Source organism: Streptomyces sp. BA2, from assembly GCF_009769735.1.
Classification (GTDB): Bacteria; Actinomycetota; Actinomycetes; order Streptomycetales; family Streptomycetaceae; genus Streptomyces.
The window spans coordinates 8,049,769-8,063,504 of the sequence record NZ_WSRO01000002.1 but is presented as its reverse complement, the minus strand read 5'-3'; the positions used below and the strand labels follow the sequence as shown (position 1 = coordinate 8,063,504).

Sequence of the window (13,736 nt, the reverse complement as noted above, 5' to 3'; positions counted from 1 at the left end):
TCGTTCCCATTCCTACGAGAGTGAGGAACGTCACATGAGTGGCTCTACCACGCGTATTGCCGTCCCAGAGGGCGTAAGCCGACGAAGATTCATCGCTGGAACTGGTTCTATTCTGGGTGCCGTCACCCTCTCCGCTCAGACCGCTTCCGCTTCCGATTCCGCTTCCGCGCAGACACGACCCGCAGCCGCGGCCGGACCCATCGGCGATGGAGCCCGCGTCCCGGTGCTGGTGATCGGCACCGGGTACGGCGGCTCCGTCGCCGCCCTGCGGCTCGCCCAGGCGGGCGTCGACGTCCACATGGCCGAGATGGGCATGGCCTGGGACACCCCCGGATCCGACGGCAAGATCTTCGCCCACACGACCTCACCCGACGGCCGTTCCTACTGGCTGCGCACCAGGACCAAACAGCCCCTGAGCAACTTCCTCGGCTTCCCCATCGACAAGGACATCCCCCGCTACACCGGAATCCTGGACGCCGAGGACATGGGCGGGATCCTCGTCTACCAGGGCCGCGGCGTCGGCGGCGGTTCGCTGGTCAACGGCGGCATGGCGGTCACGCCCAAGCGCGAGAACTTCGGCGCCGTACTCCCGTCGGTCGACGCCGAGGAGATGTACTCCACCTACTACCCGCGCGCCAACGCCGGTCTCGGCGTCAGCACCATCGACCCCGCCTGGTTCGACAGCGTCGACTGCTACCAGTACTCCCGCGTCGGCCGTAAGCACGCCCAGCGCTCCGGCTTCCCGTTCCTCTTCGTGCCCGGTGTCTATGACTGGGACTACATGAAGCAGGAGGCGGCCGGAACAGTCCCCAGGTCGGCGGTCGCCGGTGAGATCCTCTATGGCAACAACTACGGCAAGAAGTCACTCCAGAAGACCTACATCGCCCGTGCCACCGCCACCGGAAAGGTCACCATCTCCCCGCTGCACAAGGTCACTTCGGTCTCCCCCGCGTCCGGCGGCGGCTACACCGTGGTCATCGGGCAGCTCAACACCAGCGGCACCACCACCGCCACCAAGACGGTGACCGCGGACAAGGTGTTCTTCGCGGCCGGCAGTGTCGGCACCAGCAAGTTGCTGGTCAAACTGAAAGCCACCGGAGCGCTGCCCCGGCTGAACGGGGAGATCGGCAAGGGCTGGGGCGACAACGGCAACGTCATGTGCGGCCGCGCCAACCACATGTGGGACGCGACCGGCAAGGTCCAGTCGTCCATCCCCACGGCCGGCATCGACAACTGGGCGGCCGGTGGCGCGTTCGCCGAGGTCGCGCCGCTGCCCACCGGGATCGAGACGTACGCGTCGTTCTATCTCTCGATCACCAGGAACCCGAACCGTGCCGCCTTCTCCTGGAACGCGGCGGCGGGCAAAGTGGAGCTGAACTGGCAGACGGCCTGGAAGCAGCCCTCCATCGACGCCGCCAAGACCATCTTCGACAAGATCAACTCGAAGGAGGGGACGATCTACCGCACCGATCTGTTCGGCTCGTACAAGATCTGGGGCGACCACCTCACCTACCACCCGCTCGGAGGCGCCGTCCTGAACAGGGCCACCGACAACTACGGCCGTCTGCACGGCTATTCGGGCCTGTACGTCATCGACGGCTCGCTGATCCCCGGCAACACGAGCGTCAATCCGTTCGTCACCATCACGGCGCTCGCCGAACGGAACATCGAGAAGATCATCGCGACCGATCTGCAGCGGTCGTAGCCGTGGCCCCTCAGTGCCCGGGCAGGACGCATACCGCGTCCAGGCCGAGCACATGGTTGAGCCGGCCGAACGCCAGCCAGGAGCCGATGCTCATGCTCAGTTCCACGATCTCGCGCTGGCTGTAGTGCGCGGTCATCCGCGCCCAGAACTCCTCGTCAAGTCCATGGTGATCCAGGGCGTACCGCTCGGCGTACTCGGCGGCAAGACGTGTCCGGTCGTCGAAGGCATCGGTGGTGCGCCACTGGGCCACCGCTTCGGCGAACTCCTCCTCGACCTTCCGGCCCTCGCGCTCGGTCCGCCAGTCGAGGCAGAACAGGCACCCGTTGATCTGCGCGACACGCAGCCGCGCCGCCTCGAACTCCCGCAGCCCCAGGGTCGTGTGCTCGTACACCGACAGCGAGAAGTTCGCCGCCGCCATGCCGATCCCGGGGACCATCTCGCCCCACACGTACCCGATCGGCTCCTGCCCCTCGGGAATGTCTATGTGCATCGAGCTCATTGCTTGCTCCTTCCGAGCTTGCCGGTCGCGGGGCGCAGCGGGACGTCGAGCGCGTCGTAGAGTCCGGGGTCCGCGTCCACGAGCCAGTCGATGGCGCCGACCAGCCGGCCGACCGCGGTGGCGTTGCCGCCCGCTGACCGGTTCTCGCCCTCGTCGGTGGCCTCGACCGTGACCTCGATGCGCGGGCGGCCCTCGATGATCACGCGGTGCGCGCCCGCGCCGTCGGGCGGCGTCGGCCAGTCCGGTGCGCAGGACGGGTGGATGCGGGTGACGTGCTCGATGACGATGCGGGGTTCGCCCCCGACGATGCCCTGCACCTCGAACCGCACCGCGCCCTGGGTTCCCGCGTCGAAGTCGCCCATCGTCCGCGTGCTCACCGACGTGTCGAGCGCGCGCCGCTCCAACGTCTCGCGGATGTCGTCGAGTTCGACGCCGAGCGCCCTAGCCATCAGCCGGATCTGGCCGCCCCACACCATGGTCGGTACGGTCTCGGCGAGCATGAGGGGCGCGTAGTCCATCGGATGCCCCATGCCGATCAGGTGGCGTACGGAATCCTCCTGGTCGTACGTGGAGTAGTCGAAGATCTCCTGGCAGCGGATCCCGTCGACGGTGCTGCCGAGTCCGCTGATCAGGAGCGGCAGCACGTCGTTGCCCCAGCCGGGGTCGACGCCGGACACGAAGAGGGAGCCGCCGCCTTCCGCGACGGCGGCCAGGAGCGGATCCCGCAGCTCGGCCGGTGCGTTGCGCTGGTCGTAGAGGGCGTACAGCGCCGGGGTGACGACGACGGCTCCGGCCCGGATCGCCCGGCCGACGTCGTCCAGGGCCTCGTCGGGGCGGATGTCGCCGGATGCCGCGTACACCACGGCCTGGGGCGAGGCCGCGAGGACCGCGTCGATGTCGTCGGTCGCCGGTATGCCCAACTGCCCCTGGAGACCGGCGAGGTCGGCCGCGTCGCGGCCGACCTTGTCGGGACTGTGGACGAGCACGGCCGTGAGCTTCAGCGCCGGGTGGGCCTCGACGGCACGGATGGCCGCGCGGCCGACATTTCCGGTACCCCAGACAACCGTGGAAATCATGCGGCGGAGGGTAACCAGCGGGCGTATCAGTTCATAGGGCCATGACCGGAGAGATTTACGTCAAGAGGGCGTGCCCCCGCGGATGTTCCCTAACCGGACGTTCCCTAACGGATGTTGACGTCGATGCACGCGTAGAAGGCGTTCGACGTGTCGCCTATGTTCCAGACCGCGAGCACCTTGTGCCTGCCGGTGGCGCTGCCGAGGTTGACCTGGTGCGAGACGGTGGCCGGCGGCTGCTGGTTGCCGCCGTCGATCGTGGCGACCTTCGTGCCGTCGACGAAGTACTCGTAGTTCGCGGTGCGGTGCCGTGCGGTGAACGTCCAGGTGAAGGTCTGCGTCCTGCTCACGTCGCTGACCTTCCAGCCCTTGCTGTCGTCGTTCAGCTCCGCGAACCTGGCGTTGCCGCCATGGCAACTGCGCAGGCCCTTGGGCCCCTCGACGCTCTGCGGTTCGTACTTGATGTCGCCGCAGGCGATCGTGCGCGCGGCGCACTGCGCCTGCCGGCTTGCCGGTGCGTTGACGTATCCGTGCGCGCTGGCCGAACCCGTCGGCAGGGTGAGGGCGAGGACCGGCGCGAGACCCGCACCGATCATGGCGGCCAACTTCCGCTTCCTGTGCATGCGTAACTCCTTCACGGCGCTGCTGGGGTGGGGGTGGGCGTGAAGCGCACGTGCTGAGGCCAGAGGTTCGCGATGGCCGATTGGTCCAGACCGATTAGTCCAGACCATAGACTTCGGCGAGTCTCGGTCAAGGCCGCTTTCACGCCACGTGCGGCCGGCGGGCCGCCCCGCCCTACGCCGTGCGGCGCAGCCGTGCCGAGAGGTGGTGCTGCAGCGGCTGACCGACCGCTTCGAGATCGTGGGCGAAGGTGAGTTCGCCGTCGTCGGTGACCGTGTAGCGGCGACGGGTGGCCGTGACCTCCTTGGCGGTGGGCGTACGGGCCACCTCGCTGGTGGAGAGGTCGATGGTGTTGCCGCTCACCTGACCCACGGCGATCTCCGCGATGCCGGTGGGCTGGGTGATGAGCGCCTCCACCCGCCCGTCGGGCTGCAGCCGCCACCAGCCGCTCTCGCGTGCGGACGGCCGCAGCGGCGCGTCGTCGGAGTCCAGGAGCCAGGCCCGTGCCTCGTAGCGGAGGAAGGGGCGGCCGTCGTGGCTGAAGGTGACCTCCTGGGCGTACGTGAAGTCCGCGTCGAGGGTCGGGTACTCGCCCTGACCCCGGCCGTGCCAGGTGCCCAGGAGACCGAGCACGGGCGCGAGGAGCGCGTGCGGTGCCGGCGCCTCGTCCGGTCGGTGACCGTCGGGGTACGGGTGCTCCGGTGCGGGGTCGAACACGGTGTGCGCTCCAGGGGTCGGGGCCGGGTGCCTGGAGGAAGCCTAGGTGTCCACAGGGAGTAGGGGGCCCACGGGGACAAGGGTGTGCCGCAGGCTCCCTCGGGCGATGACCCGGCCTCGAACCGACTTAGGGTAGCCTCACTTAGATTTCTACTGTCCGGCCCTGGAGAGGTGGCGGGTGAGTTCTTCAAGTCCGTCGGGGCGGGACGTCCTGAGAGAGTCGATACGGGGCCAGCGGCGCGATGTCGCCGTCGGCTCGGTGCTGGGTTCCGGGCACCAGATAGGCGAGGCGCTCGTCCCCGTCCTGATCGGCGTCGCGATCGACCAGGCCGTCACCGACTCCGACACCGGCGCCCTGCTCCTGTGTCTCGGTGTCCTCGCCGTCGGCTATGTGGCGCTCGCGCTGAGCTTCCGCTTCGGCGCCACGGCCGGTGAGCGGGCCGCCGCCCGCGCCGAGCACACGCTGCGCATTTCCCTCGTACGACGCATCCTCGACCCCGGCGGCGGAGCCGAGGAAGGCCGGCTGCCCGGCGCCCTCGCCAACATCGCGACCGAGGACGCCAAGCGGGTCGGCGCCGTCAACATGGCCCTGATGGCCGGGATCTCGGCGCTGACCGGCATCCTCACCTGCGCCGTCGTCCTGCTGCGGATGTCGCTGACGCTCGGCCTCGTCGTGCTGCTCGGCACACCGGTGCTGCTCTGGCTCGGGCATCTCCTGAGCAAGCCGCTGGAGAGCCGCAGCGAGGCCGAGCAGGAGCGCGCGGCGCACGCCTCCGCCGTAGCCGCCGACCTGGTGACCGGCCTGCGGATCCTCAAGGGCATCGGCGGTGAGTCGGCGGCCATCGCCCGCTACCGCACCACCAGCCGCGACTCCCTCGGTGCCACCCTGAAGGCGGCACGTGCCCAGGCCTTCCAGAGCGGTGTGGTCCTTGCCCTCACGGGGTGCCTGATCGCCGCCGTCGCACTGGTCGGAGGCAGGCTGGCCGCCCAGGGCAGCATCAGCCTGGGCGAACTGGTGTCGGCGGTCGGTCTTGCGCTCTTCCTCATCGGCCCTCTGGAGACGCTCTCCTGGGTCAACGCCGAGTTCGCCCAGGGCCGGGCATCGGCAGGACGGATCGCGGAGGTCGTCGCCACCGCGCCCGCCGTCACCGGCGGGGACCGGAGCCTGCCCGTGCCGGTGCGCGGAGCGGTACGCCTCGACGGCGTGCGGCACGGCGGGCTGCGCGGAGTGGACCTGGACATCACGCCCGGCGAGCTGCTCGGCGTGGTCGCGACCGACCCCGCGCACGCAGGCGACCTGCTGCGCTGCCTGGCCCGGCGGACCGATCCCGACACCGGGACCGTGGAGCTCGACGGCATACCCCTGCGGGACCTCGACCCGGCCGAACTGCGCACGGCGATGCTGGTCGCCGAGCACGACGCGGACCTCTTCGAAGGCACCGTCCGCGACAACGTCACCGCCGCCGCGTCCGACGCCACCGACCCGGAGCAGGCGATGGCGGCCGCCGGAGTCGCCCAGGTCGCCCGGACACTGCCGGACGGCGAGCACACGCCGGTCGGTGAGCGCGGCCGCTCGCTCTCGGGCGGGCAGCGCCAACGCGTCGCCCTCGCACGGGCGCTGGCCGCCGAGCCGCCCGTCCTCGTGGTCCACGATCCGACCACCGCGGTCGACGCCGTGACCGAGGCCCGCATCGCGGCCGGGCTCCGCGAGATCCGCAAGGGCCGCACCACGGTCCTGGTCACCACCAGTCCCGCCCTGCTCTCGGTCACCGACCGGGTGGCCCTCCTGGACGAAGGCCGGGTCACCGACACGGCCCCGCACGCCGAACTGATCCAGCGTCATGAGGCCTATCGCACGGCGGTGTTGGCATGAACGAGACCCCGACCGAGCAGCACACGGACACCCGTGAGCTGCTCCCCGTCGCCACCGCACCACGGACCCGCGCCGCGGTTCGCGATCTGGTGCGCCCGTACCGCGGCCTCGCGGCCGGCGGCTTCGCGGTGATGATCGCGGCGACGGCCGTGGGACTTCTCGTCCAGCCGCTGCTCGGCCGCATCGTCGACCTGGTGGCCGACCAGCGGCCGGCGGGCGACCTCACGCTGCCGGTCGTCCTGCTCGTCCTGGTCGCGCTCGCGCACGGCGGGACCACGGCGCTCGGCCTGTCGCTCGTCTCCCGGCTCGGCGAGACGGTGCTCGCGCAGCTGCGCGAGCGGTTCGTGGAGAAGGCCCTGCGGCTGCCCCTCGAACAGGTGGAGAAGGCCGGTGCCGGAGACCTCACCGCCCGGGTGACCCGGGACGTCTCGGTGGTGGGCGATGCGGTGCGCAGCGCCCTGCCCGAACTGGCCCGTTCGCTGCTCGCCATCCTGCTGACGCTGGCCGCGATGGCGGCGCTCGACTGGCGTTTCCTGGTCGCGGCCCTCCTCGCGGTGCCCATCCAGGCGTCCACGGCCCGCTGGTACGTCCGCCACGCCGTTCCGCTCTACGCCCAGCAGCGCATCGCCACCGGGGCCCAGCAGCAGCAGTTGCTGGACACCATCGCCGGCGCGGGCACGGTGCGGGCCTTCCGCATCGAGGAGCAGCACACCGCGCGGGTGACCCGGCGTTCGTCGACCGCGGTCGAGCTGAAGATGCGCGGCATCCGGCTGGTCCTCGACTTCTACAACCGCCTGCACGTCGCCGAGTACCTCGGCCTCACCGCCGTCCTCGTCACCGGGTTCTTCCTGGTCCGCGCGGACTCCGTGTCCATCGGGACCGCGACCGCCGCCGCGCTCTACTTCCACAGCCTGTTCACGCCGGTCAACTCCGCACTCGTACTCCTCGACGACGCACAGTCGGCGACCGCCTCGCTCGCCCGCCTCGTCGGGGTCGCCGACGAGCCGACGCCTGAGCCCGCGCGGGCGCGGGGGACGGCCGAGCCGTCGCGGCCCGGTACGGAGCCGGACGGCACCGTCACCGTGATCGGCATCGACCACGCGTACGTACCCGGGCAGCACGTCCTGCAGAACGTGGACCTGACGCTGCGGGCCGGGGAACGGGTGGCGCTCGTCGGCCCGAGCGGTGCGGGCAAGACCACCCTCGCCAAACTCATCGCGGGTGTGCACCGGCCGACCTCCGGCTCGGTGCACCTGACCGGCACCGGGGGCCGGGGCAACGGCCTGCCGGTGGCTCTGGTCACCCAGGAGACACATGTCTTCGCCGGGCCGCTCGCGGACGATCTGCGCCTGGCCCGTGCCGACGCCACCGACGACGAGCTGCGCACGGCGCTGACCGACGTCGAGGCGCTCGACTGGGTCGAGGCCCTGCCCGACGGCCTGCAAACCGTCGTAGGCGACGGAGGCCACCGGCTCACCTCCGCCCAGGTGCAGCAACTCGCCCTGGCCCGGCTGATGCTGGCCGACCCGCCGGTGGCCGTGCTCGACGAGGCGACGGCCGAGGCGGGCAGCACCGGCGCGCGTCTCCTGGAGAAGGCCGCGGGCCGGGCGGTGGAGGGACGCACCGCGCTGGTCGTCGCGCACCGCCTCACCCAGGCCGCGACCGCGGACCGGATCGTCGTCATGGAGGGCGGCCGCATCGTGGAGAGCGGCACCCACGACGAACTGCGCGCGGGTTCCGGGCCGTACGCCTCCCTGTGGGAGACGTGGTCAGGCACCCGTACCGCGAGGTGAAGCAGCACGGCGGGAGCCGGTGAACGTATGATCAGCCGATGTCTGACACGACCGAAACCACGCCCGGCTGGCTGACCTCCGACGAGCTCGAGCAGGCCCGTAACCGCATGCCGATCCTGTACGTCGAGGCCGTGCCGGTGCGCGTCGACGACAGCGGCGAAGTCACCAGCATCGGACTGCTGTTGGGCATGGGACGGGACGGGTCGGTCAGCCGCTCCCTCGTCTCCGGCCGGGTCCTGCACCACGAGCGGGTCCGAGACGCCCTGCTGCGCCACCTTGAGAAGGACCTCGGCCCGGTGGCGCTCCCCCGCGTCCCGGCCTCGCTGCAGCCCTTCACCGTCGCCGAGTACTTCCCGACGCACGGCATCACGCCGTTCCACGACCCCCGCCAGCACGCGGTGTCCCTCGCCTACATCGTCCCGGTGGCAGGCGACTGCCGTCCCCGCCAGGACGCTCTCGACCTGGTCTGGTTCAGTCCGCAGGAGGCCTCGTCCGAGGTGGTCCAGAACGAGATGCCGGGCGGTCACGGCGTGCTCCTCAAGCAGGCCCTCGCGCACGCCGGTTGCCTGTCCTAGAGAGCGGCGGAGAAAGCGGCGAAGAGAGCGGCGGAGAGAGGAATGACGAATTAGGTAAGGCTCGGCTAAGTTGATCGGCGAGTGCCTTCCTCCGGAGGCACATCTGCCAAGGAGATCGACGCAGCATGAGCTCAACCATCCGCCGGGCCCGCCGTACCACCGCGATCACCGTGTCGCTCGCCGCGGGAAGTGCCCTGGTCCCGACCGGCACCGCGGGCGCCGACACCGCAGGGGGCGGCTCGCCCACCACCACGGTGCCGATCAGGCAGGGCCTGTACCAGTCCGCGTACTCCGAGCGGAACGACGCGCTCTGGATGACCTCCTCCGTCGGCATGCCGCCCGCCACCGTCACCGACTCCCGTCTGCTGAGGGTCGACCCGGACACGCTGAAGGTCGAGAAGGCCTACGCGCCACCGGTCACCGACGCGGCCACCGGCGCCGTGGAGTCGGTCTACGGCATCGCCGTCGACGACGAGCACAACACCGTCTGGACGACGAACACCCGCGACAACAGCGTCGGCGTCTACAGCCAGCGCACCGGCAAGCGCCTCGCCACGCTGCCGAACGTGAACCACGCCCGCGAGATAGTCGTGGACGAGCGGCGCGACACGGTGTGGGCGAGCTCCTTCGCCGACGGCAGCCTCGTCGCGTTCGACTCCGGCACCTTCAAGGAGAAGAAGCGCCTCACCGTCCCCGGCACCGGCCCGACGGGCATCACCGTGAACGAGCGGACCGGTTCGGTGTACGCCGCCGACTACCACGGCGCCCAGATCATCGAGGTCTCCCCCCGTGCCGAGAGTCCGCGCCTCATCCCGGCGGGCAAGGGGCCGCTCTCGATCGCCCTCTCCAAGAACGGCCGCACCGCCTACACCGCCGACCAGACCTCCGGCACCGTCACGGTCGTCGACCTGCGCAAGGGTGCGGTCACCCGGTCCGTGCCCACCGGCGGGGGCACCAAGTCCGTGGCCGTCGACCACCGCTCGGGCCACGTCCTTGCCGTCAACCGCACCACCGCCACCGTCACGATCGTCGACCCGCACAAGGGAGCCGTCGTGAAGTCCGTGGCCACCGGGGCGAACCCCAACCACGTCCAAGTGGCCGAGGGACACGCGTACGTGGTCGACAAGTCGGGCTCCGGCCCCGCGGGCGAGGACCTGCTGACCCGCGTCCGCCTCCGCCGCTGACGGGCGAGTTCAGGGTGAGGGCTGCGGGGTCAGCCGGTGCAGCCCCTTGCGGTCGTAGTAACGCGTCATCGCGAACCCGAAGGCCACGGCGATCGCGCTCCCGACCGCGATCATGATCCAGGCGCGGGCGAGGCCGGCATCGGCGCGGGCGTCGAAGAAGAGGATGGAGCGGACGCCCCCGCTGAGCTGGCGCATGGGCTCGAAGATGCCGAGGAAGCGGTAGAAGGCGGGGACCGCCTCCAGCGGGATGGTGGCCCCGGACGACGGCAGGCCGAGGACGATGAACACGAACATGGACACGAGCTGACCGATCCCGCCGAAGGCGGCGTTGATGGCCTGGACTCCCAGGCCCACGGCGAGGCTCGCGCAGTAGGAGAAGATCCACAGCAACGGCAGGTGGCCGGCGTCCATCCCCAGGATCGCGATGGTCGCCAGCATGACCAAGGTGGTGGTCAGGACCGTGATGCCCGCGGTCATGACCATCTTCAGCAGCAGGGTCTGGGTACGGCTGATCGGCACGGTCGGGCGACGGGTGTGCCAGGGGCCGATCTCACTGTCGGCGTAGCCGAGGGCCGTGTCGACGCCCATGCTGATGAGGTTGGCGCCGAGGAACCCGGCTAGGACGAGCAGCAGGGTGTAGTAGAACGCGCTCAGGCCCAACCCGCTGTTGTCGCCGATGGGGCGGCCGACCTCGGTGGTGATGCCGACAGGGTCGGTGAGCAGCAGGCCCGCGGTGGAACCGGCCTCCTTGTCGGCGCCCGCCGACTTCAGCTGCTTGCCGATGGCCTGCGACGACTGCTGTGCGGCCGCCGTGGTGATCCTGCTCGCCAGGGAGGAACCGAGGCTGCCCATGCCGGGGTTGGTCAGCACGGTCAGCGTCGGCCGCTCCGTCGCGCGCGGCGTGGTGAGCGCGGCTACGGAGTCGGTGAAGTTCGCGGGGATGACCAGGGCCCCGTAGATCTTGCCGGAGTCCAGCTCGTCCTGGGCCTCGGCCCGGGTGAGCCCGCGCCAGTCGGCCTTGTCGCTCGACGTGTCGGCGAGGACGGTCTCGGCGACCTGCGTCCCCAGGTTCTGCTTCTGCCCGGCCGGGGGCTTTCCCTGGTCGGCGTTGACGATGGCGATGGGCAGGTCGCGCAGGTCGCGGTTGGGGCTGATGATGCCGCCCATGTAGAGCAGGGACAGCAGCAGCGCGAGCATCCCGGTCAGAACGGTCGGTACCAGCCACAGCTTGGGGCGGCGCAGGAGGGCGGAGGCGCGTGCCTCGGTGCCGGGCTGACGGGGAGCGCTGTTGCCGTCCGTGGTGTCGTCGTCCGTGGTGTCGTCGGTGTCGTCGTGCATGGGCCCACCTTCGGTGCCGCGTGCGGCGCCCGGGGTGAACGACACGGCCGGCCGCCGACGAAGCCCCGCACCCCCCCCGTGCGGCAGGGAAGTGACCGAGTGACCGCGGGTCCTACGCCTCCGAGTCGTCCGGGGTGCTCGCCTCGTCGTCAGGGTTCCAGTCGAGGAGCCGCACTTTCGCGACCGTCCGCACATGCCGGCGCATGGCGGCCGCCGCCGCCCGGCCACGGCCGGCCTCGATCGCGTCGAGGATCGCGTGGTGCTGGGCGAGGGAACGGGCGGGACGGCGCACCTGGCGCAGCGACTCGTTGCGGCTCTCGGTGATCTGCTCGGCGATGGAGCGCATGAACTCGGCGAGCAGCGCGCTGTGGGCGGCCGCGGTCACGGCGGCGTGGAAGAGCCGGTCGCCCTCGACGCCGCGCTCGCCCGTCTCGATCTCCCGAGCCATCGTGCCGAGGGCGTCCCGCATCGCCCGCAGGTCCTCGTCCGTGCGGCGCTCGGCGGCCAGTTCGGCGAGTTTGGTCTCCAGGGCCTCGCGTGCCTCCAGGACGTCGGGCAGCCGTCGCTTGCGCTCCACGAGCCGCTCCACGGGCTCGGCGTCCAGGCTGTCCTTGACCAGATAGGTGCCGCCGCCGTGCCGCACCTCGACCAGGCCCTGCACTTCGAGTACGACGATGGCCTGCTTGACGGAAGCGCGGGAAACGCCGAGGCGCTGGGCCAGTTCACGCTCGGGCGGCAGCCGGTCGCCCGAGCGCAGGCCGCCCTCGCCGACGTAGGCGCGCAGCCGGTCGAGCACCTGCTCGTACAGCCTCGTCCTGCCCATGGGGCGCAGCGCGTCGGACATCCCCACCCCCCATTCCGGTCCCCGTGAGTCCGGTCCCCGTGCCGATGGAGCCGCAGCCTAACAGCGGGCGATCCAGTGGACGAGTGGACAAGTGGCTGAGCCAATGTGCGTCCGATCCCTTGACGGCCGAAACCGATACCCCGACGCTGAGTTCCGCCAACGGCCATATTGGCTCAGCCACTTGGCCACTGAGGGACGGCCCAGGGACGGGAGCCCACGTTGTCCGCCGAACTCATCTCCATCCTCGTACTCGTGGTGGTCTTCGTGATCGCCACCACCCGCTCCATCAACATGGGCGCGCTCGCGTTCGCCGCCGCCTTCGCGGTCGGCGAGCTGGCCGCCGACCTCGACGCGGACGGCATCTTCGCCGGTTTCCCCGGCGACCTGTTCGTCGTCCTGGTCGGCGTGACCTATCTGTTCGCGATCGCCCGCGCCAACGGCACCACGGACTGGCTGGTGCACGCGTCCATCCGGCTTGTGCGCGGGCGGATCGCGCTGATCCCCTGGGTGATGTTCGTGATCACCGGTGCGCTCACCGCGATCGGGGCGGTCAGTCCGGCCGCCGTGGCGATCGTCGCGCCGATCGCCCTGAGCTTCGCCGCGCAGTACGGAATCAGCCCGCTCCTGATGGGCGCCATGGTGGTGCACGGGGCCCAGGGCGGCGGCTTCTCGCCCATCAGCATCTACGGCTCGATCGTCAACGGCATCGTGGAGCGCGAGAAACTCCCGGGGAACGAGGTCGCGCTCTTCCTCGCCTCGCTCGTCGTGAATCTCCTCATCGCCGGCATCGTCTTCGTCCTCTTCGGCGGGCTGAAGCTGGGCGGCCGTCACGAGGACGACGAGTCGGCAGAGGCCGAATCGGCCGAGAAAGAGGCCGGTTCGCGGCTCGATCCGGCCAAGATCGCCACGCTCGCCGCACTGGTCGCCCTCGTCGTCGCCGTCCTCGGCTTCGATCTCGACGCCGGTCTCAGCGCCATCACCCTGGCCGTGCTCCTGAGCGCGTTCTGGCCCGAGTCGAGCCGCAAGGCCGTCGGCGAGATCGCCTGGCCGACCGTGCTGCTCATCTGCGGTGTGCTGACCTACGTCGGCGTACTGGAGGAGATGGGCACCATCGACTGGGCCGGTGAGGGCGTGTCCGACATCGGCGTCCCCCTCCTCGCCGCCGTACTGCTCTGCTACATCGGAGCGCTGATCTCCGCCTTCGCCTCCTCCGTCGGCATCATGGGCGCGCTCATCCCGCTGGCGGTGCCGTTCCTGGCCCAGGGCGAGATCGGCGCGGTCGGCATGATCGCGGCGCTCGCCGTCTCCGCCACCGTCGTGGACGTCAGCCCCTTCTCGACCAACGGCGCGCTGGTGCTCGCAGCCGCCCCGGACGTCGACCGGGAGCGCTTCTTCCGGCAGCTCATGGTGTACGGCGGGATCGTGGTGGCGGTGGTGCCCGCCGCGGTGTGGCTCGTCCTCGTGGTGCCAGGATTCGGGTAGGACGAACCACCACAGGCCCCCTACGACCAAGG

Annotated in this window: 12 protein-coding genes; 6 read left to right on the top strand and 6 right to left on the bottom strand. The window is 70.6% G+C overall.

Going from position 1 to position 13,736, the window contains the following annotated elements; all coding sequences use genetic code 11:
* The first annotated feature begins 34 nt into the window (after nt 1–34).
* Complete coding sequence (locus tag E5671_RS38765; protein ID WP_160508896.1) at nt 35–1,705, top strand: GMC oxidoreductase; 1,671 nt, start codon at nt 35–37, stop codon at nt 1,703–1,705.
* Nucleotides 1,706–1,715: 10 nt separating this feature from the next.
* Here E5671_RS38765 and E5671_RS38760 read toward each other — a convergent pair whose 3' ends face one another.
* The 4 genes from E5671_RS38760 to E5671_RS38745 all read right to left on the bottom strand — a co-directional run bounded on the left by E5671_RS38760 (nt 1,716) and on the right by E5671_RS38745 (nt 4,615).
* Nucleotides 1,716–2,195: a carboxymuconolactone decarboxylase family protein gene (locus tag E5671_RS38760; protein WP_160510693.1), complete on the bottom strand. Its 480-nt coding sequence runs from the start codon at nt 2,193–2,195 to the stop codon at nt 1,716–1,718.
* 5 nt (nt 2,196–2,200) lie between these two features.
* Nucleotides 2,201–3,280, bottom strand: coding sequence for an NAD(P)H-dependent amine dehydrogenase family protein (locus E5671_RS38755; protein WP_160508894.1), 1,080 nt, complete (start codon nt 3,278–3,280; stop codon nt 2,201–2,203).
* 104 nt (nt 3,281–3,384) lie between these two features.
* The gene (locus E5671_RS38750) at nt 3,385–3,900 is read right to left on the bottom strand and encodes a lytic polysaccharide monooxygenase auxiliary activity family 9 protein (RefSeq protein ID WP_160508892.1); all 516 of its coding nucleotides are present in this window, start codon (nt 3,898–3,900) and stop codon (nt 3,385–3,387) included.
* Between the two features lie 172 nt (nt 3,901–4,072).
* On the bottom strand, nt 4,073–4,615 hold the full coding sequence (locus tag E5671_RS38745; RefSeq protein ID WP_160508890.1) for a heme-binding beta-barrel domain-containing protein: 543 nt from the start codon (nt 4,613–4,615) through the stop codon (nt 4,073–4,075).
* A 178-nt stretch (nt 4,616–4,793) separates the two neighbouring features.
* Between E5671_RS38745 and E5671_RS38740 the strand changes: the two genes are divergently transcribed.
* The 4 genes from E5671_RS38740 to E5671_RS38725 all read left to right on the top strand — a co-directional run bounded on the left by E5671_RS38740 (nt 4,794) and on the right by E5671_RS38725 (nt 10,040).
* Nucleotides 4,794–6,488: an ABC transporter transmembrane domain-containing protein gene (locus tag E5671_RS38740; protein ID WP_160508888.1), complete on the top strand. Its 1,695-nt coding sequence runs from the start codon at nt 4,794–4,796 to the stop codon at nt 6,486–6,488.
* On the top strand, nt 6,485–8,281 hold the full coding sequence (locus E5671_RS38735; protein ID WP_160508886.1) for an ABC transporter ATP-binding protein: 1,797 nt from the start codon (nt 6,485–6,487) through the stop codon (nt 8,279–8,281). The genes E5671_RS38740 and E5671_RS38735 overlap by 4 nt, the downstream gene beginning before the upstream one ends.
* 38 nt (nt 8,282–8,319) lie before the next feature.
* Entirely contained in the window at nt 8,320–8,856 is a 537-nt protein-coding gene (locus E5671_RS38730) for an NUDIX hydrolase family protein (protein WP_160508884.1), read from the top strand.
* A gap of 125 nt (nt 8,857–8,981) precedes the next feature.
* Nucleotides 8,982–10,040 (top strand): YncE family protein, encoded by a 1,059-nt coding sequence (locus tag E5671_RS38725; RefSeq protein ID WP_160508882.1) that lies wholly within the window; start codon nt 8,982–8,984, stop codon nt 10,038–10,040.
* Between the two features lie 9 nt (nt 10,041–10,049).
* Here the strand turns inward: E5671_RS38725 and E5671_RS38720 are convergent, their stop codons facing one another.
* Both E5671_RS38720 and E5671_RS38715 read right to left on the bottom strand, forming a co-directional pair.
* Entirely contained in the window at nt 10,050–11,378 is a 1,329-nt protein-coding gene (locus E5671_RS38720; protein ID WP_160508880.1) for a YhgE/Pip domain-containing protein, read from the bottom strand.
* 112 nt (nt 11,379–11,490) lie between these two features.
* Nucleotides 11,491–12,222 carry a FadR/GntR family transcriptional regulator gene (locus E5671_RS38715; protein ID WP_160508878.1) on the bottom strand — a complete coding sequence of 244 codons (732 nt, stop codon included), beginning with the start codon at nt 12,220–12,222 and terminating at the stop codon, nt 11,491–11,493.
* 219 nt (nt 12,223–12,441) lie between these two features.
* Here E5671_RS38715 and E5671_RS38710 point away from each other — a divergent pair, with 219 nt between their 5' ends.
* Nucleotides 12,442–13,704: an SLC13 family permease gene (locus E5671_RS38710; RefSeq protein ID WP_160508877.1), complete on the top strand. Its 1,263-nt coding sequence runs from the start codon at nt 12,442–12,444 to the stop codon at nt 13,702–13,704.
* Nucleotides 13,705–13,736: the final 32 nt, after the last annotated feature.

Excerpts from the sequence above, each read along its gene's own strand:
- E5671_RS38730 (WP_160508884.1), top strand. The coding sequence starts at position 8,320 with ATGTCTGACACGACCGAAACCACGCCCGGCTGGCTGACCTCCGACGAG.
- E5671_RS38765 (WP_160508896.1), top strand. The coding sequence starts at position 35 with ATGAGTGGCTCTACCACGCGTATTGCCGTCCCAGAGGGCGTAAGCCGA.
- E5671_RS38725 (WP_160508882.1), top strand. The coding sequence starts at position 8,982 with ATGAGCTCAACCATCCGCCGGGCCCGCCGTACCACCGCGATCACCGTG.
- E5671_RS38720 (WP_160508880.1), bottom strand. The coding sequence starts at position 11,378 with ATGCACGACGACACCGACGACACCACGGACGACGACACCACGGACGGC.
- E5671_RS38750 (WP_160508892.1), bottom strand. The coding sequence starts at position 3,900 with ATGCACAGGAAGCGGAAGTTGGCCGCCATGATCGGTGCGGGTCTCGCG.
- E5671_RS38735 (WP_160508886.1), top strand. The coding sequence starts at position 6,485 with ATGAACGAGACCCCGACCGAGCAGCACACGGACACCCGTGAGCTGCTC.
- E5671_RS38760 (WP_160510693.1), bottom strand. The coding sequence starts at position 2,195 with ATGCACATAGACATTCCCGAGGGGCAGGAGCCGATCGGGTACGTGTGG.
- E5671_RS38715 (WP_160508878.1), bottom strand. The coding sequence starts at position 12,222 with ATGTCCGACGCGCTGCGCCCCATGGGCAGGACGAGGCTGTACGAGCAG.
- E5671_RS38755 (WP_160508894.1), bottom strand. The coding sequence starts at position 3,280 with ATGATTTCCACGGTTGTCTGGGGTACCGGAAATGTCGGCCGCGCGGCC.